Origin of the sequence: Streptomyces sp. NBC_01016, from assembly GCF_026341035.1 — a bacterium.
Lineage (GTDB): Bacteria > Actinomycetota > Actinomycetes > Streptomycetales > Streptomycetaceae > Streptomyces.
On record NZ_JAPEOQ010000001.1, the window covers coordinates 1,623,109 to 1,644,314 of the forward strand.

Here is a 21,206-nt window from a genome sequence, read left to right on the forward strand (position 1 = left end):
TCAGGGCCCTCTGCCTATCGGGGCCCGGCCCCGATAGGGTGCCCCGCGTGATGAAACGGGGACTGAAACTGACAGCGGTGGCGACGATGGTGGTGGTGGCCCTCACGGGGTTCACCACCGGCCGGAGCCACGGACACTCCAAGAGCCGGAGCAGCAGCAGCGGGGGCGGCTGCAGCAGCTCGTCCCAGAGCCACGACTCGACCTCCTCGCACGTCTCCAAGGGCGGCAGCGGCAGCAGCTACACCCGGCACACCCGGCACCGCTCCACGACGCCGTCGTCCTCCGCCACGAGGAACCTTCAGGACGCCACCGTGAAGCTGCTCAAGTGCGCCGACGCGCAGCAGGCGTACGCCCTGGTCACGGTCACCAACCCGAACAGCACGCGCGTGCGGTTCGACGTGCACGGCGCCTTCCTCGGCGCGGGCGGCAACACGGTGGCCGATCGCCACCACGAGGTCGAGGTGGCCTCGCGGGGCAAGGCGACCGTTCAGGTGCCGGTCGGCAGCAAGACCCTCGCCGCCGACGTCGACCGCTGCCGCATCGACCCGTACGCCCGCGCGCTGGGCTGACCGGACTCAACGCACCCTGAACTCCCGGCTCTGCGTACGGGAGTTGAAGAGCTCGGCCTGTCGCTCCGGCGGCAGGTTGCCCAGCTTGATCAGGTCGGGGGCAAGGGCGAAGGCGCGCTCCCGGTTGGCCGCGGTGGCCGCCCAGATCGCCTTCACGGTGCCCTGGACGGCCTCCGTCGGATGCGAGGCGATGGTGGCGGCGCACCGCGTCGCCGCCGCCAACGCCCCACCGGCCTCGGTGACTTCGGACACCAGGCCCATCTCGTGCGCCCGCCGCGCCGACATGCGTTCCGCCGAGCCCATCAGTGCGAGCCTGGCCACCTCGCCCGGCGGTATCCGCTGCGCCAAGTAGATCGACTCGAAGGCGTTGACCATGCCGTACGTGGTGTGCGGGTCGAAGAACGTCGCCGTCTCGTCCGCGACCACGAACTCCGACTCGCCGATCAGGTAGAACGCCCCGCCGCAGGCCATCCCGTTGACCGCGGCGATCACGGGCTTCCACAGGTCGTTGGCCTTCGGCCCGACCGTGGGGAGCGGATCGTCCGCCGAGTACGGGGAGTCCGGCTGCGGCACGTCCCACCCGCGGTCGATGCCCGTGCAGAACGCCCGGTCGCCGGCCCCGGTCAGGACGATCGCCCGCACGGTGTCGTCGAAGCGGAACTCCCGCCAGGTCTCCGCCAGTTGGGTGACGGTGGCCTGGTCCAGGGCGTTGTGGCGGCGCGGGCGGTCGAGGGTGACGGTGGCGACGCCCGTGCCCTTGTCGATCTCCGTACGTACGGTCATGAGCGCTCCAGCACCCAGCGCGGCACCGTCACCCCGTCGACCTCCGTGAACGCCACCTGCACCCGCGCGCCGATCTTGAGGCGGTCCGGGTCGACGGAGTTGAGCGGGGCGTCCGGGGCGGAGACCAGATTGCCGACGAGGCGGATCCGGGGCGCCTCGGCCAGTTCGACGACGATCGCGTTGTACGGGGCCTGGGCGGCGTAGGCCGGGAGCAGCGGCGGGTGGGGGATGACGTAGGACCAGATGCGTCCGCGGCCGCTCATCCTGCGCCATTCGCTGTCGAAGGACTGGCAGTGCGGGCAGCAGGGCCGGGGCGGAAACCGGAGTTCCCCGCAGTCTGCTTCGGCGCAGGCCTGTATGCGGAGTTCGCCCCGGGCGGCGTACTCCCAGAAGGGGGCGCCGTCGTCGTCGAGGGTGGGGGTGAGGAGTTGGGACGTTGTCGTCGCGTCTGCCATGAGCTGTCCTCCGGGTAGGCAATTCCAGCCCCTGCGGCGTTTGAGCAGCGGGGTCCGGGGCGGAGCCCCGAGACCGCAACGCCGTCGCAGGGCAGCGAAATCGGGTCAAGCCGAGCGCAGCAGAAGCGCCGAGGTCGGCACACCCTCACCGGCCGTCACCAGACAGGTTTCCGCCTGCGGCACCTGCGCCGTACTGACCCCCCGCAACTGCTTCACGCCCTCGTTGATGAGGTTGAAGCCGTGGACGTACGCCTCCGAGAGGCCGCCGCCGCCCGTGTTGATGGGGAGCCGCCCGCCGATCTCAAGGGCCCCGCCCTCCGTGAACGCCGCGCCCTCGCCGCGCCCGCAGAACCCGTACCCCTCAAGCGAGAGCGGGATGAGCGGGGTGAACGCGTCGTAGATCTGGGCGACGTCGACGTCCTCGGGGGTGACGTCCGCGTTCTTCCACAGGTGGCGGGCCGCCGTCCACGCGGGCCCGGTCAGCGGGTCGTCGTTCCAGTAGTTGACCATGCCGTGGTGCTGCGCGGGCAGGCCCTGCGCCGCCGAGTGCACGTAGACCGGCTTCTGCCGGCAGTCGCGGGCGCGCTCGGCCGACACGATCACGCATGCCAACGCGCCGTCCGTCTCCAGGCAGTTGTCGAAGAGGCAGAGGGGTTCGCTGATCCACCGCGAGGTCATATACATGTCGCGGGTCATGGGGCGCTCGTACATCATCGCGGCCGGGTTCTGGTTGGCCCGGTTCCGGCAGGCGAGCGCGACGTTGAAGAGGTGGTCCCGCGTCGCGCCGAACTCGTGCATGTAGCGGCGGGCCAGCATGCCGATCTCGTCGGCCGGGCGGAGCAGCCCGTACGGCCGCGTCCACTGGGCGGGCGTGGGGAGTTGGACGGCCGTGTTCTTCCACGGGCGCGGCCCCGAACCCCGCTTCCGGGAGCGCCACGCGATACCGACGCTCGCCTGGCCCGTGGCGATCGCCGCGACCAGGTGGGCGACGGTCGCGCACGAACCGCCGCCCCCGAAGCCGACCTTGGAGAAGAAGGTGACGTCCCCGGCCCCGATGGCCTTGGCCACCTCGACCTCGTCCGTCTCCTCCATCGTGTAAGAGGCGAAGGCGTCGACCTCGGACGGGGATATCCCCGCGTCGTCGAGCGCGTCGATGATCGCCCGGCACGCCAACGTCTTCTCGGATTCCGGGAGTTGCTTCGCGAAGGCCGTCTGTCCGATACCGACGATGGCCGTCGCGTCCTTGAGTCCCGCCATGGGCACCCCCACTTGTTCCGTCTGCCGCCTGGTCCGCTGTGCTGACAGCGCGTCAGGCTACAGCTAATCTGACGGATAGTCAGCTACGGCGTTGTGGGAGGTCGTTCGATGCGTACGGATGGCGAGTGGGGAACGGTCCCGGAGCTGGTACGGGACGCAGCCGAACGGTACGGCGAGCGCGAGGCCGTGGTCGAGGGGCGTACCCGGATCTCGTACGCGGAACTCGGCGAGCGCGTCGAGCGGGCCGCGGCGGCATGCATGGCGGCCGGTGTGGAGGCGGGGGACCGGGTCGCGGTCTGGGCGCCGAACACCCTGGACTGGATCGTCTCCGCGCTCGGCGCGGTGAGCGCGGGAGCCGTCCTCGTACCGCTCAACACCCGCTTCAAGGGCGGCGAGGCCGCCGACATCCTGGGCCGCTCCCGGGCCCGGCTGCTGTTCGTCACGGGCACCTTCCTCGGCACGTCCTACGTGGCGTCGCTGCGGCGCGCGCAGGAGGCGGGGGCCGAACTGCCCGCCCTGGAACAGGTGGTGGTGTTCGGCGACAGCGCGCCGCAGGCCCCCGGCTACCGGACCTGGAAGGAGTTCCTGGCCGGCGGCGACAAGGTCACGGCCGCCGAGGTCCGCGAACGTTCCGCCGCTGTGGATGCCGCCGCGCCCTCGGACATCATCTTCACGTCCGGCACGACGGGACGCCCCAAGGGCGCCGTCATCACCCACGCCCAGACGCTGCGCGGCTACGAGATCTGGGCGGACCTCGCGGGCCTGCGCGAGGGCGACCGCTATCTGATCGTGAACCCGTTCTTCCACACGTTCGGCTACAAGGCCGGGGTCCTCGCCTGCCTGATGCGGGGCGCGACGATGGTGCCGCAGCCGGTCTTCAACGTGGACACGGCGCTCGCCAACATCGCGTCCGAGCGCATCTCGGTCCTGCCGGGCCCGCCCACGCTCCACCAGTCCCTCCTCGACCACCCGGCGCGCGACACCCACGACCTGTCGGCGCTGCGGCTCGTCGTGACAGGAGCCGCGGTGGTCCCCCTGCGGCTCGTGGAACGGCTGCGCGGCGAGCTGAACGTGGCCACGGTCCTCACCGCGTACGGGCTCTCCGAGTCCAGCGGCATCGCCACGATGTGCCGCCGCGGCGACCCGGCCGAGGTGATCGCCGAGACGTCGGGGCGGGCGATACCGGGCACGGAGGTCCGAGTCGACTCGTCCGCTCCCGGCGAGCCGGGCGAGGTGCTGGTGCGCGGCTTCAACGTCATGCGCGAGTACTTCGAGGATCCCGCCGCCACGGCCCAGGCGATCAGCCCGGACGGCTGGCTGCGGACCGGCGACGTCGGGGTCATGGACGCCGCCGGCAACCTCCGGATCACCGACCGCATCAAGGACATGTTCATCGTGGGCGGGTTCAACGCCTACCCGGCCGAGATAGAGCAGCTCATCGGCCTCCACCCGGCCGTCGCCGACGTCGCGGTGGTGGGCGTCCCCGACGGCCGGCTCGGCGAGGTCGGCAAGGCGTACGTGGTGCGCAGGGCGGGCGGGGTGCTGACCGAGGACGACCTCATCGCCTGGTCGCGCCGCGAGATGGCGAACTACAAGGTGCCGCGCGAGGTCGCCTTCGTGCCGGAGCTGCCGCGCAACGCGAGCGGCAAGGTCGTGAAGGCGCAGCTGCGCGGCCGCGGGTGAGGCCCGCGCCCACCCGCGCGTGATCCGCGTACCCCATCAGCCAGGCACCCCGCATGAGCCGGCCGTCGTCCGCGGCCGGCCAGATCCCGTCCGGGTAGGACGCGCGCAGCCCCTCGACCGCGCGCAGCGCCGTACGGCTCTTGCCGACACCGCCGGGCCCGGTCAGCGTGAATCCCGTGCGGGGCGGGCTCAGCAGGGTACGTCCACGATCGCGTCGGCCACGCGCGCCTGACGTCCCTGCCCCGGCGTCAGCGTGCGACGAACTGCGTCAGAATCGCCTGCACTTCGTAGATGTCGACGCCCTTGGTGAAGGTCTTCTCGATCGGCACCGAGTTCCCCGATATCCAGATCTTGAGTTCGGCGTCCAGGTCGAAGTGACCGGCCGTCTCCACGGCGAAGTGGGAGATGCTGCGGTAGGGCACCGAGTGGTACTCGACCTTCTTGCCCGTCATCCCCTGCTTGTCGATGAGGATCATGCGCCGGTCGGTGAGCAGGATCGCGTCGCGTATCAACTGGTAGGCGCCGAATATCTGTTCACCCTGGCCGAGCAGCCGCCCGTAGTCCTGCGCGGCCTTGGCCGGGTCGATCGTATGAGCGTTGCCGAACAGTGCCATGGAGATCCCCGTTTCGTCGTCGTACTGCGTGGTCCTCCAGAGAACGGGTGCGTACACGCGAGGGTTCCCGTGCGGGGCGGGCTCAGCCGGGTACGTCCACGATCACGTCGGCCCGTTTGCGGCCGGACGCCACCCGGCGCGCGTTCGCCTCGTCCGAGCGGAGCACCCACGAGCGGGCGCGGTCCGGGGACTTGCCGAACGCGACATGGCGGGCGATCAGCCGCTCCACGCGCACCCCGTCGTCGACGTCGACCCACCACACCTCGTCCAGGAGCGGGCGGACGGCCGTCGACCACGGCGGCTCGTCGAGCAGCAGGTAGTTCCCCTCGGTGATGACCAGCGGGACGTCCGGCGGGACGGGCAGCGCGCCCGCCACCGGCTCCTCCAACTCCCGTTCAAAACACGGCGCGTACACCGTCTCGTCGGGGTGCGGTGACCGCAGCCGGGCGAGAAGTGCCGCGTATCCGTAGGTATCGAAGGTGTCGGGCGCGCCCTTGCGGTCCGCGCGACCGAGGCGCGCCAGCTCCCTGTCGGCGAGGTGGAAGCCGTCCATGGGAACCAGCACCGCCGCCCCGTCGAGCGCGTCCACCAGGGCCTCGGCGAGCGTGGACTTGCCCGCGCCGGGCGGGCCTGCGATACCGAGGAGGCGGCGCGGGCCCGAGGCCGCCAGGGCGCGTGCGCGGGCGGCCGGTTCATCGACGTACGACATGCCCCAGACCCTGCCAGACCAGAGCCTGCCGGACCGGGGCCTGCCGGACCGGGTGTCACCAGCTGATGGCGTCGTCCATCGACTGCTGCCAGTACGCGACCTTCAGCGAGTCGTCGATGCGGAGGCCTTCGGCGGGCAGCGACGGGTGGGCCGGGTTGAGGTTCTCGCTGCCGGTGCGGCCGGAGAAGTGGACGGTCAGGGACTTCTCCGTGTGGCCGTGCGCGCCGCTGCCGTCGGCGGCGGACAGGAGCACGGAGGCGTAGCCGGATTCCCCGGGCTTGAGCGTGACGACGGCCTGCGGCTTGGTGTCCTCGTCGACCGGGGGCACGGACTGGGCCTCGCCGAACTGAACGGCCGGGTAGCCGTACAGGTAGCAGGTGTTGCCGCCGGTGTTGGTGACCGTGAGCAGCATGTGGTTGAGGGGGCGGGTCAGCGGGGCCGCGACGGTCTTGGTGTTGGAGCCCTGGCAGGTGACGGCCTTGCCGGAGGACGCGGGGGTCTTCGTGGCGGGGGCGTTCGCGGCGGGCTTCGAGTCGGCGGGCGTGGACGTCTCGTTCGCGCCCGGCTTCTGCGAGCCGGGGGTGCCCGCCGCGGGGGACTGCGTCGCGGCCGCCTCCGAGGACGAGCCCGAGGAGGACCCCGTGGACGATCTCGTGGACGAACCCTTCGACGCGCCTTCGTCGTTGACTCCCGTTCCGTCGTTGCACGCGGTCAGGGAGAGCGCGGCGAGGGCGACGGTCGCGGCGGCGGTGAGGAGACGGGTGCGGGAGGTGCGCTGAGCAGTCATCGGTCGAGCCCCTTCGGTGGTGCGGTGGGTGTGGTGCTTGGATGACCGGAGCTTGTGGGGTGATCCGTCCCAGCCGCCACAAATGCCGGGGAGTTCGGGACGCTGGAACGCCGAAACGGGCGCTGACCTGGGGAGATGACCTCCCCCTGGAACGGCGGACCGGGACGCGGGGGATGGAGGAACGGGTGTCCGAGGACTCGGGTGACGGCTTCGCCGCGCTGCTGCGGGAGCTGAAGGACCGCTCGGGGCTGAGCTACGGGACGCTGGCCAAGCGGATGCACATGAGCACGTCGACGCTGCACCGCTACTGCAACGGCACGGCCGTGCCGAACGACTACGCCCCGGTGGAGCGCCTGGCCCGCCTCTGCAAGGCCACACCGGACGAACTGCTGGATCTGCACCGTCACTGGATCCTGGCGGACGCGACCCGCGGCAAGAGGTCGACGCCTCCAGCAGCCGCACCGGCCTCAGGATCGGCTCCGGCAAAGCAAGCCCCGCCGGCAAATCAAGCCCCGCCGGCAAATCAAGCCCCGCCGGCAATTCAAGCCCCGCTCTTGGACGAGAGCCCGCGGGGTCCGGGGCAGAGCCCCGCGACCTCAACCACGCCTCCCGCGCCCACGCCCGCTCCCGCTCCCCACGACCACGCCCCCCTCGTCACCGGCGCCCCACCGAGCGGTGCCGCATCGCCACACCCCCGCCGCCGCACCGCACTGATCGCCTCCGCCGCGGCAGCCGTCGTCCTGGGAGCCGTGACCCTCGCCGTGAACCTGCCGTCCGGCGGCGCGGACGGCGCGGGCGGCGACGGCGAACAGCAGGCCGCCGGCCCCGCCGCCACCGCCTCCACGACCGGCACCGGCCACCCCGCCGCCCGGAAGCCGTCCGCCTCCGCCACTCCTTCCCCGAGCAGCAGCACCGCCGTCAGCGACAAGCCGTCCACCCCCGCGAAGACCGATGGAGCGGACGCGGCAGCTCCCGGCGGCCAGGACAACGGCGCCGCACCGCTCAACGTCGCCACCCGCCCCTACGTCTACGACAGCCCGTGCAGCCAGCACTTCCTCGTGGACAGCGGACCCGAACAGGTCGGCCCGCCCGCGGGCGAGCAGGACGCGCCGCGCTGGGCCGCCGCGTACGGGGCGGTCTCCTCGGGCGAACAGCGCGTCGCCCTCACCGTCCAGGGGACCGGCAAGGAGACCGTCGTCCTGGAGGACCTGCACGTACGCGTCGCGGGCAAGGACGCCCCGCTCGCGTGGAACGACTACTCGATGGGCGTCGGCTGCGGCGGCAACGTGGAGACCAAGTCGTTCGACGTCGACCTCGACAACGGCAGTCCCTCGGTCACCGTCAAGAACGGCCAGCGCGACTTCCCGTACAAGGTCAGCGAGTCCGACCCGGAGGTCTTCTACGTCACCGCGCACGCCAAGGCGCACGACGTCCGCTGGGACCTCACCCTCGACTGGTCGAGCGGCACCCGCCACGGCACCGTCCGCGTCGACAACGACGGCACCCCGTTCCGTACGAGCGGGAACTCCGGACGCCCCGGCTACGACTACCCGCTGGGCGGCAGCGAGTGGATCGAGCGCGAGGGCTAGCAGGAGCCCGCCCCGTACGGTCCGGGGCTTGCGGTCTCGGAAGGGCCCTGGCGGTCAGTGCCCGTGCGCCTCCTCCGGCGCGCGACGCGGCAGCAGTCGCAGCACCGGCAGGCACGCCGCCGTCACTACGAGGACCACGGCCAGGGAGACGGTCATCGCGTGGGCGGGGGTGCCCGAGTGGAAGTAGACCGTGGTGACGATCGCCGAGCCGAGGCCGTTGGCGAGCTGCTGGATCGCGGTGAGGGAGCCGGACGCGCTGCCCGCCTCGTCGGCGGAGACGTCGCCGAGGGCGAGGTCGAAGACCGTGCCGAAGCAGCAGCCCATGCCGAGTCCGGTGAGGAAGACCGCCGGGGCCATCGCCCAGAGGGAGAGGCCGGTGCCCTGGGCGAGGACCAGGATCAGCAGCCAGGCGCCGCCCGCGAGGGTGAGGAGCAGGCCGAGCGTCACCACGTTCCGGCCGAGCTTCTTCGTCAGGCCGCCCATCGTGGCGAACGCCGCGACGATGATGCCGAGGGTGGGCGGGAGCAGCCCGAGCGCGGCGTCGCCGGGGGCCGCGCCGAGGCCCTGCTGCATGAACAGGGAGATCACGTAGATCAGCCCCGAGGTCACCGCGAAGAACATCAGGCCGAGGATCAGGGCCGACGTGAAGCCCTTGTTCTTGAGCAGGGACGGCTTGATCAGGGGCTCGGGCGCGGTGCGCTGGCGGCGGAAGAACAGGACGAGGAAGAGCAGACCGGCCGCGAGCGAGCCGAGGGCGAGGGGTCCCCAGCCGCTGCTGGAACCCTCGATCAGGCCCAGCATCAGGCCGAACATCGTCGCCGCGAGCAGCACCGAGCCGCGGGTGTCGACGGTGACCGTACGGTCGCCCTCGTCGCGCGGCAGCAGCCTGGCGGCGGCGAGCACGCCGACCGTGCCGAGGACCAGGTTGATCAGGAAGATGGGCCGCCAGGTCAGGCCGGCGATGTCGGCGTCGATCAGGAATCCGGCCAGGATCGGGCCGCCGACCGACGACAGGCCGAGCAGCGGGCCGAACAGGCCGAACGCCTTGCTCATCTGCTCCCGCGAGAAGTTCCGCGTCATGATCGCCATGCCCTGCGGGATCAGCAGCGCGCCGAACGCGCCCTGGAGGACGCGGGCCACGATCAGCAGCGCAGGGTCGGGGGAGAGCCCCGCGAGCGCGGAGGCGAGCGTGAAGCCCGTCATGCCGATCAGGAACAGGCGGCGCTGACCGTACTTGTCGCCGAGCCGCCCGCCGATGACGAGCAGCACGCCCATCGCGAGGGCGTACGCCGAGCCGAGCCATTTGACGAGGGCTTCGCCGCCGCCGATGTCGGCGACGATCGTCGGCGCCGCGATGTTGGTGACCGTCGAGTCGATCATGTCGAGCGCGTCGGCGAGCAGGACGAGCGCGAGGACCGTCCAGAAGGCGGCCTTGGAGAGCGCGGCGACGGGGCCGGAGGGCCCGGTCCCGGTCTCCGCTTCGGTGGTGTGGGTCGTGGACGTCATGACGGGCTCCTTCCGGTGAGTGCGCGCTGGGCGCGTGACGGCCTCGTTTCCATTTCAGAAAACCATAGCGACTATGAAAACGCAATCGCTACGACTTTGAAGTGAGTAGGAGGTGGCGGGTATCGTGGTGGCATGACGCAGACGCAGCAGACCCCCGGACGTCGCGAGCGCAAGAAGGCAGCCACCCGCAAGGCGCTCTCCGACGCGGCGCTGCGCCTCTTCCTCGAGCGCGGCTACGACAACGTCAAGGTCGCCGAGATCGCGGCCGCCGCCGACACCGCCCTCACCACGCTGTTCGCGCACTTCCCCGGCGGGAAGGAGGCGCTGATCCTCGGCGACAGCGAGGAACGCAAGACGTCACTGACGGCAGCCGTCCGCGAGCGCGCCGACGGCGTCTCCGTCCTGGACGCGCTGCACGAGTTCATGGCCGGCCGCGGCATGTTCTCCGACGACCTCGCCAACGAGTTCCGGCGCAGGCTCGACCTCGTCGTCACCACCCCCGCCCTGCGCCGGCACGCCCGCACCCTGTGGGTGGAGTGCGAGGACGCCCTCGCCGACGTCATCGCGGAGGAGACGGAAGGGCTGGACGCGGGCGACGTGTCGCTGCGCATCCTCGCCCGCTACATCCTGGAACTCCCCGACCTCGTCGCCACGGACCCCGCCCCGCGCGAATCCCTCGCCGCCGCGTTCGACCGATTCCGGCGCGGCTGGCCCGAGTTGGCGTGACCACGGACCCACGACGCACCGCGGCCCGCCCTCCCGGAAGGGAGGACGGGCCGCGGTGTACGTGCAGGTGCGGTCAGAGCTTCTCGGGCGTGCGGATGCCGAGGAGCGCCATGCCCCGGTGCAGCGTCCGGGCCGTCAGGTCGCACAGGAACAGGCGGTTCTCCACCTGCTCCGTCGAATCCGCCTTCAGGACCGGGCACTTGTCGTAGAACGTCGTGTACAGCGACGCCAACTGGTACAGATACGCGGCCAGCTTGTGCGGCGCGTACTCGGCGGCCGCCTCGAAGACCGTGTCGCCGAACGCGTCCAGGTGCAGACCCAACGCCCGCTCCGCCGGGGCGAGTTCGAGCTCCGCGTGCGCGGCCGGCTTCGCCTCGCCCGCCTTGCGCAGGATCGACTGGATACGGGCGTACGCGTACTGGAGGTAGACGGACGTGTCGCCGTTCAGCGACACCATCTGGTCCAGGTCGAACTTGTAGTCGCGGCTCGGCGACGTCGACAGGTCCGCGTACTTCACCGCGCCGATGCCGACCTGCGCGGCCCGCTCCTGGATCTCGTCCTCGCTGAGGTCCCGCGCCTTCTCCCGTACGACCTCGGCGGCACGCTGTACCGCCTCGTCGAGCAGGTCCTCCAGGCGCACCGTCTCACCCGCACGCGTCTTGAACGGCTTGCCGTCCGCGCCGAGCACCGTGCCGTACGCCATGTTGTGCGCGCTCACCTCGTCGGAGAGCCAGCCCGCGCGCCGCGCCGTCTCGAAGACCATCTTGAAGTGCAGCGACTGGCGCACGTCCACGACGTACAGGAGCGACGTCGCGTCCAGGTCCTGGACGCGGTTGCGGATCGCCGTCAGGTCGGAGGCCGCGTAGCCGAAGCCGCCGTCCGCCTTCTGCACGATCAGCGGGACCGGCTGGTCGTCCTTGCCCTTGATGTCGTCGAAGAAGACGACGAGCGCACCCTCCGAGCGGACCGCGACACCCGACTCCTCCAGGAGGCGGGCCGTCTCCGGCATGCCGTCGTTGTACGCCGACTCACCGACGATCTCGTCGTCGCGGATCTCCATGTCGAGCTTCTCGAAGACCGAGTAGAAGTAGACCTTCGACTCGTCGACGAACCGCTGCCACAGGTCGAGCGTCTCCTTGTCGCCGGACTGGAGCGCCACGACCCGCTTACGGGCCCGCTCCTTGAAGTCCTCGTCCGCGTCGAAGACGGCGCGCGAAGCCTTGTAGATCCGGTTCAGCGTCGACATGGCCTGCTCGCCGTCGGCGTCCGCACCGGCCTTCGGCAGCTCCTCCGGGTGCTCGATCACGTACTGGATGAGCATGCCGAACTGCGTGCCCCAGTCACCGATGTGGTGCCGGCCGATCGTCCGCTCGCCCGTGAAGTCGAGCATGCCGCGCAGCGCGTCACCGATCACGGCGGACCGCAGGTGGCCGACGTGCATCTCCTTCGCCACGTTCGGCTGCGCGTAGTCGATCACCGTGACGCCCGGCTCCGCCTTCGTCGGCACGCCGAGCCGGTCCGTGTCGGCGGCGCGCGCCGCGAGCGTGTCGGTGATCGCCTTGTCGGTGACCGTCACGTTCAGGAAGCCCGGGCCCGAGACCTCGACCTCGGCGATCAGCTCGCCGTTCGTGATCTTCTCGACGACCTGCGTGGCCAGCTCCCGCGGGTTCGCCTTCGCCTTCTTGGCGAGCGCGAGGATCCCGTTGGCCTGGTAGTCGGCCCGGTCGCTACGTCGCAGCAGCGGGTCCGCGCCGCCGGCCTCCGGCAGGGCGGAGGTCAGGGCGTCGGCAAGGCGTGCGTTGACGGAGGCGGTGATGGACGGGACCGGGGCCATGGGTAAGGGCTGCCGTTCTGGTCGGGGCTGGGTTGAAAGAGTCACAGCCAGTATTCCACGGGGCCGCAAAGCGGTTTTTCGGCATGCTCCCCGCGGCCCGCTGAACAACGCGTTTTTCCCAGGGCCCGGGTAGCTGGGACAATGGCACCGCGTGCGGTACGCGCGCACACCCCCGATCACGGAGAGAAGGACGAGCCGACCGTGGCCCAGAGCACCGGAGCGGAGACCCAGGAGAACGCAGACTGGGTCTCCCGTTACGCGGACGATGTCATCGCCGAGTCCGAGCGGCGTGCCCCGGGCAAACCGATCGTCGTCGCCTCCGGCCTCTCCCCGTCAGGCCCGATCCACCTCGGCAACCTCCGCGAGGTCATGACCCCGCACCTGGTCGCCGACGAGGTCCGCCGCCGCGGGTACGAGGTCAGGCACCTGATCTCCTGGGACGACTTCGACCGCTACCGCAAGGTCCCGGCCGGCGTCCCCGGCGTCGACGAGTCCTGGGCCGAGCACATCGGCAAGCCGCTCACGTCCGTGCCCGCCCCCGCCGGGTCGGAGTACCCGAACTGGGCGGAGCACTTCAAGGCCGCCATGGTCGAAGCCCTCGCCGACCTCGGCGTCGAGTTCGACGGCATCAGCCAGACCGAGCAGTACCAGGCCGGTACGTACCGCGAGCAGATCCTGCACGCCATGAAGCACCGCGGCGACATCGACGCGATCCTCGACCAGTACCGCACGAAGAAGGATCCGAAGAAGCCGCAGAAGAACCAGAAGCCGGTCGACGAGGCCGAGCTGGAGGCCGCCGAGGGCTCCGGCGCGGCCGACGAGGACGACGGCAGCGGCGGCACGGGCGGCTACTACCCGTACAAGCCGTTCTGCGGCCAGTGCGGCAAGGACCTCACCACCGTCACCTCGTACGACGACGAGACGACGGAGCTGTCCTACACCTGCACCCTCGACGGCTTCACCGAGACCGTCCGGCTGTCGGAGTTCAACCGCGGCAAGCTGGTCTGGAAGGTCGACTGGCCGATGCGCTGGGCCTACGAGGGCGTCATCTTCGAGCCGTCCGGCGTCGACCACTCGTCGCCGGGCTCGTCGTTCCAGGTCGGCGGCCAGATCGTCGGCATCTTCGGCGGCAAGCAGCCCATCGGCCCGATGTACGCCTTCGTCGGCATCTCCGGCATGGCCAAGATGTCGTCGAGCAAGGGCGGGGTCCCCACCCCCAGCGACGCGCTCGAGATCATGGAGCCGCAGCTGCTGCGCTGGCTCTACGCCCGCCGCAGGCCCAACCAGTCGTTCAAGATCGCCTTCGACCAGGAGATCCAGCGCCTCTACGACGAGTGGGACAAGCTGAACGCGAAGGTCGCCGACGGCACCGCGCTGCCCGCCGACGCCGCCGCGCACAGCCGCGCCATCGGCGTCGCGGGCCGCACTGTGTCTTCCCGGGGGGCAACCCCCGGACCCCCGGCCGGACAAGCAGGCCCGACGGCCGACGTCGCCCGCACGGCCGAGGTCGAGATCCGCGAACTGCCCCGCACCCCGCGCCCGCTGCCGTACCGCACGCTCGCCTCCGTCGCCGACGTCACCGCAGGAGACGCGGAGCAGACCCAGCGGATCCTCTCCGAGCTCGACCCGTCGAACCCGGTCACGGACCTGGACACCGTCCGCCCCCGGCTCGACAAGGCCGAGGCCTGGATCACCAAGTACGTACCCGCCGAGTCCCGCACCATCGTGCGCACCGAGCCCGACACCGAGGCGCTCGCCGCGCTCGACGAGCAGGGCCGCGAATCCATCCGCCTCCTCCTGGAGGGCCTGGACTCGCACTGGTCGCTCGACGGCCTGACCCACCACGTGTACGGCGTTCCGAAGGTCCAGGCCGGCTTCCCCGCCGACGCCACCGCCAAGGAACTCCCCGCCGAGATCAAGGTCGCCCAGCGCTCGTTCTTCGCGCTGCTCTACCACCTGCTCGTCGGCCGCGACACCGGGCCGCGACTGCCCACGCTGCTCCTCGCCGTCGGCGCGGACCGCGTGCGCAAGCTGCTCGGGGCCTGAGCACATGTGAGGGGCGGCACCGGATCCGATCCGGTGCCGCCCCTCACGCATGACCGCGCCCGCGCCTACGCGTAGTCGCTCATCATGTCCTGCTCGAAGCGGACCGCGAACTGGTTCATGTACCGCTGCACGTCCTCCGCCGTCAGCCGCTCCCCGTACTGGGCCTCCACGTTCGCCGCGAACGCCTTCGGCGTCGGCAGCCCCTCGCCCTCTATCGAGCCGCGGAACACCTGGTACAGCTCGTCGTCCGTCGGCTGCTCGACGAGATCCGGCGCGCCGTCACCCAACTGCCGCGTCCCGCCGGCCCCGTTGGGCACCGGGAACTCGGGCTCCTGGAACTCAGGCTCCCGGTACTGCGGTTCCTGGTACTCCGGCTCCGAGTACTGCGGCTCCGGCTCCGGAGCGCGGGGAGCCGGCACCTGGGCCTGCGGCGGCCGCTCCTCGTACCGGCCCTGGTGCTCCGGCTCGGGCACGAACACCGGCGGCTCGAAGTTCGGGTCGTAGCCGCCCCGGTACTCCTTCCGCGGCTCCCCGTTGAACGCCGGCGGGACGTAGCCCACGTTCCCGGAGGACGGCTCGGGCCGCGGCTGCGCCGCCGTGAGCTGAGCCGGCGCCTCGCGCGGAGCGGGCGCGGCAGCCGGAACGGCCGGCAGCAGCGGCGCCTCGATACCCGCCGCGGCGAGCCCCTCCGGCGCGGTCTGCGCCAGCGGCACCCCGTACCGCGCAAGCCGCAGCGGCATCAGCGACTCCACCGGAGCCTTCCGCCGCCACGCCCGCCCGAACCGCGAACGCAGCCGCGCCTGATAGACGAGCCGCTCCTGCTCCAACTTGATGACCTCGTCGTACGAACGCAGCTCCCACAGCTTCATCCGCCGCCACAACAAAAACGTAGGCAGCGGAGACAGCAGCCAGCGCGTGATGCGCACGCCCTCCATGTGCTTGTCCGCGGTGATGTCCGCGATCCGCCCGATCGCGTGCCGCGCCGCCTCCACGGCCACCACGAAGAGGATCGGGATCACCGCGTGCATGCCGGTGCCCAGAGGATCGGGCCAGGCCGCCGCGCCGTTGAAGGCGATCGTGGCCGCCGTCAGCAGCCACGCCGTCTGACGCAGCAACGGGAACGGAATCCGGATCCACGTCAGCAGCAGATCCAGTGCAAGGAGCACACAGATACCGGCGTCGATACCGATCGGGAAGACGTACGAGAAGCTCCCGAAGCCCTTTTGCAGGGCCAACTCCCGCACAGCGGCGTACGAACCGGCGAAACCGATGGCGGCGATGACCACCGCCCCGGCGATGACCACCCCCACGAGTATCCGGTGCGTCCGTGTCAGCTTCAGTGGCGCGGCCACTCCACTTCCCCTCCAAGTTCCGGCTGTTGCGGCCAACAGACTGGCACATGCGTGCGCAAGGGCGCGGGCCGGTACGCGCGGAAGCCCGGCCCCCCAAGGGGGAACCGGGCTTCCGTCAGGAGATCGACCAGGAGGTCAGCGGGCCGCGATCACGCGCCCTTCTCGGACTCCTAGGACTTCTCGGACTTCTCCGAGTCCTTGGACTTCTCCGAGTCCTTGGAGTCCTTGGAGCCCTTGGACTCCTTGGCGGGGGTCGACGGCTTCGCCGAACCGCCGGCGTCGCCACCCTTGGCGGACTCGATGACCTTGGCCACCGCTTCCTTCGCCGCCTTCTGCGCGTCCTTCGACAGCGAGCCCGCGGCGGGGGCGTCCTCGCCCGCAAGACCCGAACCGTTGTAGTCGACCGTCACCACGACGTTGTCCACGCGCGACACGATCGTCTGCTGCTTGGACGTGACGGTGTCCTTCTTGTCCTTGTACTTCCGGTCATAGCTGATCTGCGTCGCCACGTCGCCCGTCTTGGACACCGGCATCGTCTTGACGTCCTTGGCGCCCTTGGTCGCCTTGGCGTCCGCGATCTGCTTCGCGTAGTAGCTCGTGGCCAGCTTGTCGCCGCTGCCCCGGTTCACATCCGAGTCGAAACGGACCAACGACACATTGAGCCAGCGGAACTGCGAGCCCTTCACGCCGTTGTTCTCCAGGCTGGACCAGGAGCAGTTCGCGCGCGTCGACTCGTCGTCGGACGCGCCGGCCTTGCTCTCGGCCTTCGGAACCAGGTCGCCCAGCGTGTCCTTCGAGAACGCCGAGCACGCCTGCGGCAGCTCCTTGTACGTCGCGGGCGCGACCTTCTTCGCCTTGGCGCCCGAGGTCGAGGTCGAGGCCTTCGCCTGCGAGTCGTCCTTCGCGCTGTCGGAACCGGAACCGGACGAGCAGCCGGCTACGACGAGAACCGCAGGCACGGCGGCCGCGCAGACAAGGGTGCGGGTGAGTCGCTTGGTCGGACGGTGCATGGTTCCTTCACTAGGACGCTGACAGGGCCACGGCCCCGACACGTGATGACCATTCGACCTTCACGAGTGGGGTCCGATGGGTCACCGTACGCCGTGGCCGACACGCACGTCTCGCCTTCACCATGCCATCGGGCTGTGCCCGAATGCCCCTAATCGCCGAACTTGCCGACCAGGTTCCCGGCCAGATTCCGGGCTGTGTCCTGCATTTCCTTGCTGTCCGGCACCTTCGCGGCGGTCGCCGACTGCACCTCGTACCGGACGGTCACCAACACATTCGACGTGCGGAACGCCACAGTCACCGTGCGGTGCCGACCGGTCGTCGGACCCGCCAGCACGTCGTCGACGAACGCCTCGTCGCCGAGGTCGTCGAGCAGCCGCGGCTGAAGATCAGCAGACGTCCCGGAGGGCGACCCACTGCCCGAGGCGGAGGAGCTGGGCGAGCCGGGGGAGTCGGAGGCATCGCCGCCCTTGGCGTCGGAGGCGTCGGCCGACGGCTCGTCCGAGGCCTCCGACGACGCGGAAGCCGAGGCCTCCGACGCCACCGGCTCCGGCAGATGGGCCGCGTCCGCCTTCGACGCGAACACGGACGCCGCACGGTCGTCATCGCTCACCGCCGTGTCGTACGACACCACACGCTCGAAGTCGAGACTCAGACGATGCGTGCCGTCCCGGGCCGAATCGTCCTTCCACCGGCACCCGACCCGGCGATCCGTGTCGTACGTGACCGTGGCCACACCCTCGTACGCCTTCTCCCGCTGCTCCGCGTCCGGGAGCTTCCTGATGCCGGGCAGCATCTCGTCCAGCGTGCCCCGGTCGGGCTGGCTGCACGGCTCGGGCAGCGTCCGGTACTTGCCCGGCTCCGCGGTCGACGCGGTCGCGGTCGGCTCACCCGGCTTCGAGTCGTCGGCCCCGCCGTCGCCGTCGGAACCACTGGTGCAGCCGGCGAGCACAGCCGCAAGGAGCACGGCGACACCCGGTACGAACGCGTACGACTTCCGCTGCACCCTGAGGCTCCTCTCGGCGCTTCGCGCCTGGTTAATCGGTTGCCGCGACGGGGCGGCCAATGGGCACCATGTCTATCGCACGCGCCGCCGTGAATGCCGGTCCGGCATCCGATTTGCCGCGCTGGCGCCGGTATTTGCGCTACATCCATTTCCGCTGCTTCAACTCGAAGTTGACCAACTCGTACCAACTCATCCGATCCTCGGGGGATTTCATGTCATACGTAGAGGTTCCGGGCGCCAAGGTCCCGATCCGCATGTGGGTCGACCCGGCCACGGTGGACCCGGGCGCGCTCCAGCAGCTCCAGAACGTGGCGACGCTCCCCTGGATCAAGGGCCTGGCCGTCATGCCCGACGTCCACTACGGAAAGGGCGCCACGGTCGGCTCGGTGATCGCGATGCAGGGTGCGGTCTGCCCGGCGGCGGTCGGCGTCGACATCGGCTGCGGAATGAGCGCGGTAAAGACGTCCCTGACAGCGAACGACCTCCCGGGCGACCTGTCCCGCCTCCGCTCGAAGATCGAGCAGGCGATCCCGGTGGGCCGCGGCATGCATGACGAGCCGGTGGATCCGGGACGGCTGCACGGGTTTGCCACGGGTGGGTGGGACGACTTCTGGGGACGGTTCGGCGGGGTCGCCGATGCGGTGAAGTTCCGGGAGGGGCGGGCCGTGAAGCAGATGGGAACGCTAGGCTCGGGCAACCACTTTGTGGAATTTTGCGTAGATATGTCTGATTCGGTCTGGCTCATGCTGCACTCCGGTTCCCGCAACATCGGCAAGGAACTGGCGGACCATCACATCGGCGTGGCGCAGAGCCTGTCGCACAACCAGAACCTGGTCGACCGCGACCTCGCCGTGTTCATCGCGGAGACCCCGCAGATGGCGGCGTACCGCAACGACCTGTTCTGGGCGCAGGAGTACGCCAAGTACAACCGCACGATCATGATGGCGCTCTTCAAGGACGTGATCCGCAAGGAGTTCAAGAAGGCGAAGCCGACGTTCGAGCCGGAGATCAGTGCTCACCACAATTACGTGAGCGAGGAACGGTACGAGGGTGTCGACCTGCTGGTCACCCGCAAGGGGGCGATCCGCGCGGGCTCCGGCGAGTACGGGATCATCCCCGGTTCCATGGGCACGGGCTCGTACATCGTGAAGGGCCTCGGCAACGCGGCGTCCTTCAACTCCGCGTCGCACGGCGCGGGCCGGAAGATGAGCCGGAACGCCGCGAAGAAGCGCTTCTCGACGCGAGACCTGGAGGAGCAGACGCGGGGCGTGGAGTGCCGCAAGGACTCCGGCGTCGTGGATGAGATCCCGGGCGCGTACAAGCCGATCGAGCAGGTCATCGACCAGCAGCGGGACCTCGTGGAGGTCGTGGCCAAGCTCAAGCAGGTCGTCTGTGTGAAGGGCTGACCCACTGGGGCCGCGCGTACCCTGGGCTGCGATTCAGTGGATCGTCGCCGAAAGGTAGGGCAAGACCATGGCTCCCGCCCCCGCATCCCGTATTGCCGTCGTCACGGGCGCGAGCAGTGGCATTGGTGCTGCTACTGCTCGGCAGCTGGCGGCCGAGGGGTATCGCGTGGTGCTCACGGCTCGCCGGCAGGACCGGATCGACGCGGTCGCGAAGGAGATCACGGCTGCTGGGCACGATGCCGTCGCGTACGCGTTGGACGTGACCGACCGGGCCGCTGTCGATGAGTTCGCCTCCGCGTTCAAGACCATCGGCGTGCTCGTGAACAACGCCGGTGGCGCCCTCGGTGCTGATCCCGTTGCCACCGGGGACCCGGATCAGTGGCGGCAGATGTACGAGACGAACGTCATCGGCACGCTCAATGTCACGCAGGCGCTGCTGCCCGCCCTCACCGCGAGTGGGGATGGGACTGTTGTTGTTCTGTCGTCGACCGCTGGGCATGGGACGTATGAAGGTGGGGGCGGGTACGTCGCCGCCAAGCATGGGGAGCATGTGCTCGCCGAGACGCTGCGGCTGGAGATCGTCGGGACTCCGGTGCGGGTGATCGAGGTCGCGCCGGGGATGGTGAAGACCGACGAGTTCGCGCTGACCCGGTTCGGCGGGGACGAGGAGAAGGCCGCGAAGGTGTACCAGGGCGTGGCCGAGCCGCTGAGCGCGGACGATGTCGCCGACACCATCAGCTGGGCCGTGACCCGGCCGCCGCACGTGAACATCGACCTGCTGGTGGTGCGGCCGCGTGCTCAGGCGTCCAACACCAAGGTGCATCGTGAGCAGTCCTAGCCCTGAGCAGGCGGGGGCGCCCGATCCGTTGGACGTGCTTCAGCGGGAGTACGACGAGCGGCGTCGCGCGGAGGAGAAGCGCGGCGAGCGGTACATGTGGTGGTACCTGGGGTACTTCCTGTTCGGGATTCATATCGTCGCGTTCGTGATGATCTACGCGATCAAGCACGCCAACTAGCCTGCGTATGCCGTCGGGGGTACCCCCACCGTCGACGTGAAGTCCCGTACGAGGTGGGCCTGGTCCGCGTAGCCGAGGTCGGCGGCCAGGGCGGCCCAGTCGATGTTGCGGCGGGCCGCGGCCGTCTCCACCGCCTCGTGGATGCGGTAGCGCAGGATGCACCACTTGGGGCTGACGCCGACGTACGCGTGGAAGAGGCGCTGCAGTGATCGCACCGTCATGCCTTCGGCGCGCGCGAAGTCGGCGACTCGGCGGACCCCGCGGTCGGCCCTTATGCGGTCGACCAGGCCGATCGCGAGCTCCGCCTGCGGGTCGGGTGCGGTGGGGGCGAGGGGCAGCAGGTACGCGTCCAGGGCGGCGATCCGGCCGGTGTCGTCGGAGTCGGTGTCGTCGGCGGTGTCCGCGGGGGAGAGGATGGCCGCCGGGTCCGTGGCCGGGAAGATCTCCTCGTAGGGCAGGACGCGGCCCGTCCACTCCGAGACCGGCGCGTCCGGCGCGAACGGTCGGAACGCCCCGGGCCGGAACTTCACCCCGCACACCCTTCCCCGCCCGTGGATCTTGCGCGTGTAGAGGCCGGGCGCGGCGACGCCGGTCAGCTCCCCGTACGGCGGCTGGTCGATGTCGTCCTGCTGGAAGGTGAGGTGCACGGACGGGTGGGGCAGCACGTTCGATGCGTAGGGCTCCGGCAGGTCCCAGTCGATGAACCAGTAGTTCTCGACGTGCCGGCGCAGCGGCTCGGCGGGTTCGTGGTGCCGCAGCCGTACGCGCGTGAGCAGCGCGGTCGGGTCGACGATCCCGCGGGTGTCGGGGCGCTCCTGCGACATGTCCTGTGACATGGGGAGAGCGTAGAGCGGGGCACT

At 70.3% G+C, this 21,206-nt stretch carries 20 protein-coding genes; 8 read left to right on the plus strand and 12 right to left on the minus strand.

Annotated elements, in window-relative coordinates; all coding sequences use genetic code 11:
- Positions 1-86 precede the first annotated feature (86 nt).
- Positions 87-569, plus strand: a complete 483-nt coding sequence (locus OG746_RS07650; RefSeq protein WP_443063225.1) for a hypothetical protein — start codon at positions 87-89, stop codon at positions 567-569.
- Between the two features lie 6 nt (positions 570-575).
- Here OG746_RS07650 and OG746_RS07655 read toward each other — a convergent pair whose 3' ends face one another.
- The 3 genes from OG746_RS07655 to OG746_RS07665 all read right to left on the minus strand — a co-directional run bounded on the left by OG746_RS07655 (position 576) and on the right by OG746_RS07665 (position 3,064).
- Positions 576-1,352: an enoyl-CoA hydratase/isomerase family protein gene (locus OG746_RS07655; RefSeq protein WP_266712772.1), complete on the minus strand. Its 777-nt coding sequence runs from the start codon at positions 1,350-1,352 to the stop codon at positions 576-578.
- The gene (locus OG746_RS07660; protein WP_266712774.1) at positions 1,349-1,807 is read right to left on the minus strand and encodes a Zn-ribbon domain-containing OB-fold protein; all 459 of its coding nucleotides are present in this window, start codon (positions 1,805-1,807) and stop codon (positions 1,349-1,351) included. Before OG746_RS07660 ends, OG746_RS07655 begins: the two co-directional genes overlap by 4 nt.
- A gap of 105 nt (positions 1,808-1,912) precedes the next feature.
- On the minus strand, positions 1,913-3,064 hold the full coding sequence (locus OG746_RS07665) for a lipid-transfer protein (RefSeq protein ID WP_266712776.1): 1,152 nt from the start codon (positions 3,062-3,064) through the stop codon (positions 1,913-1,915).
- A 108-nt stretch (positions 3,065-3,172) separates the two neighbouring features.
- Here OG746_RS07665 and OG746_RS07670 point away from each other — a divergent pair, with 108 nt between their 5' ends.
- On the plus strand, positions 3,173-4,747 hold the full coding sequence (locus tag OG746_RS07670; RefSeq protein ID WP_266712778.1) for a FadD3 family acyl-CoA ligase: 1,575 nt from the start codon (positions 3,173-3,175) through the stop codon (positions 4,745-4,747).
- 248 nt (positions 4,748-4,995) lie between these two features.
- Here OG746_RS07670 and OG746_RS07675 read toward each other — a convergent pair whose 3' ends face one another.
- From OG746_RS07675 to OG746_RS07685, 3 genes are all read right to left on the minus strand, one after another.
- The gene (locus OG746_RS07675) at positions 4,996-5,361 is read right to left on the minus strand and encodes a PH domain-containing protein (protein ID WP_266718773.1); all 366 of its coding nucleotides are present in this window, start codon (positions 5,359-5,361) and stop codon (positions 4,996-4,998) included.
- 82 nt (positions 5,362-5,443) lie between these two features.
- Positions 5,444-6,070 (minus strand): nucleoside/nucleotide kinase family protein, encoded by a 627-nt coding sequence (locus OG746_RS07680; protein ID WP_266712780.1) that lies wholly within the window; start codon positions 6,068-6,070, stop codon positions 5,444-5,446.
- Positions 6,071-6,125: 55 nt separating this feature from the next.
- Positions 6,126-6,857, minus strand: coding sequence for a DUF4232 domain-containing protein (locus OG746_RS07685; protein ID WP_266712782.1), 732 nt, complete (start codon positions 6,855-6,857; stop codon positions 6,126-6,128).
- A 173-nt stretch (positions 6,858-7,030) separates the two neighbouring features.
- On the opposite strand from OG746_RS07685, the gene OG746_RS07690 reads away from it, so the two are divergent.
- Positions 7,031-8,446, plus strand: a complete 1,416-nt coding sequence (locus OG746_RS07690; RefSeq protein WP_266712784.1) for a helix-turn-helix domain-containing protein — start codon at positions 7,031-7,033, stop codon at positions 8,444-8,446.
- A 54-nt stretch (positions 8,447-8,500) separates the two neighbouring features.
- On the opposite strand, the gene OG746_RS07695 is transcribed toward OG746_RS07690, so the two are convergent.
- Positions 8,501-9,952: an MFS transporter gene (locus OG746_RS07695; RefSeq protein ID WP_266712786.1), complete on the minus strand. Its 1,452-nt coding sequence runs from the start codon at positions 9,950-9,952 to the stop codon at positions 8,501-8,503.
- A 132-nt stretch (positions 9,953-10,084) separates the two neighbouring features.
- Here OG746_RS07695 and OG746_RS07700 point away from each other — a divergent pair, with 132 nt between their 5' ends.
- Positions 10,085-10,678 (plus strand): TetR/AcrR family transcriptional regulator, encoded by a 594-nt coding sequence (locus OG746_RS07700; RefSeq protein ID WP_266712788.1) that lies wholly within the window; start codon positions 10,085-10,087, stop codon positions 10,676-10,678.
- A gap of 73 nt (positions 10,679-10,751) precedes the next feature.
- Here the strand turns inward: OG746_RS07700 and argS are convergent, their stop codons facing one another.
- Positions 10,752-12,512, minus strand: coding sequence for an arginine--tRNA ligase (argS, locus tag OG746_RS07705; RefSeq protein WP_266712790.1), 1,761 nt, complete (start codon positions 12,510-12,512; stop codon positions 10,752-10,754).
- Positions 12,513-12,653: 141 nt separating this feature from the next.
- Between argS and OG746_RS07710 the strand changes: the two genes are divergently transcribed.
- On the plus strand, positions 12,654-14,558 hold the full coding sequence (locus OG746_RS07710; RefSeq protein WP_266712792.1) for a lysine--tRNA ligase: 1,905 nt from the start codon (positions 12,654-12,656) through the stop codon (positions 14,556-14,558).
- A 65-nt stretch (positions 14,559-14,623) separates the two neighbouring features.
- Here the strand turns inward: OG746_RS07710 and OG746_RS07715 are convergent, their stop codons facing one another.
- The 3 genes from OG746_RS07715 to OG746_RS07725 form a co-directional block, all read right to left on the minus strand.
- Positions 14,624-15,910, minus strand: coding sequence for a DUF2637 domain-containing protein (locus OG746_RS07715; protein ID WP_266712794.1), 1,287 nt, complete (start codon positions 15,908-15,910; stop codon positions 14,624-14,626).
- A gap of 170 nt (positions 15,911-16,080) precedes the next feature.
- Positions 16,081-16,920, minus strand: a complete 840-nt coding sequence (locus tag OG746_RS07720) for a DUF3558 family protein (RefSeq protein ID WP_266712796.1) — start codon at positions 16,918-16,920, stop codon at positions 16,081-16,083.
- A gap of 149 nt (positions 16,921-17,069) precedes the next feature.
- On the minus strand, positions 17,070-17,924 hold the full coding sequence (locus OG746_RS07725; protein ID WP_266712798.1) for a DUF3558 domain-containing protein: 855 nt from the start codon (positions 17,922-17,924) through the stop codon (positions 17,070-17,072).
- Between the two features lie 212 nt (positions 17,925-18,136).
- Here OG746_RS07725 and OG746_RS07730 point away from each other — a divergent pair, with 212 nt between their 5' ends.
- From OG746_RS07730 to OG746_RS07740, 3 genes are all read left to right on the plus strand, one after another.
- Positions 18,137-19,330 carry an RtcB family protein gene (locus OG746_RS07730; RefSeq protein ID WP_266712800.1) on the plus strand — a complete coding sequence of 398 codons (1,194 nt, stop codon included), beginning with the start codon at positions 18,137-18,139 and terminating at the stop codon, positions 19,328-19,330.
- A gap of 67 nt (positions 19,331-19,397) precedes the next feature.
- Positions 19,398-20,168, plus strand: coding sequence for an SDR family NAD(P)-dependent oxidoreductase (locus OG746_RS07735; RefSeq protein ID WP_266712802.1), 771 nt, complete (start codon positions 19,398-19,400; stop codon positions 20,166-20,168).
- Positions 20,155-20,346 carry a hypothetical protein gene (locus OG746_RS07740; protein WP_266719220.1) on the plus strand — a complete coding sequence of 64 codons (192 nt, stop codon included), beginning with the start codon at positions 20,155-20,157 and terminating at the stop codon, positions 20,344-20,346. The genes OG746_RS07735 and OG746_RS07740 overlap by 14 nt, the downstream gene beginning before the upstream one ends.
- On the opposite strand, the gene OG746_RS07745 is transcribed toward OG746_RS07740, so the two are convergent.
- Positions 20,343-21,170: a helix-turn-helix domain-containing protein gene (locus OG746_RS07745; RefSeq protein ID WP_266718774.1), complete on the minus strand. Its 828-nt coding sequence runs from the start codon at positions 21,168-21,170 to the stop codon at positions 20,343-20,345. The genes OG746_RS07740 and OG746_RS07745 overlap by 4 nt on opposite strands.
- Positions 21,171-21,206: the final 36 nt, after the last annotated feature.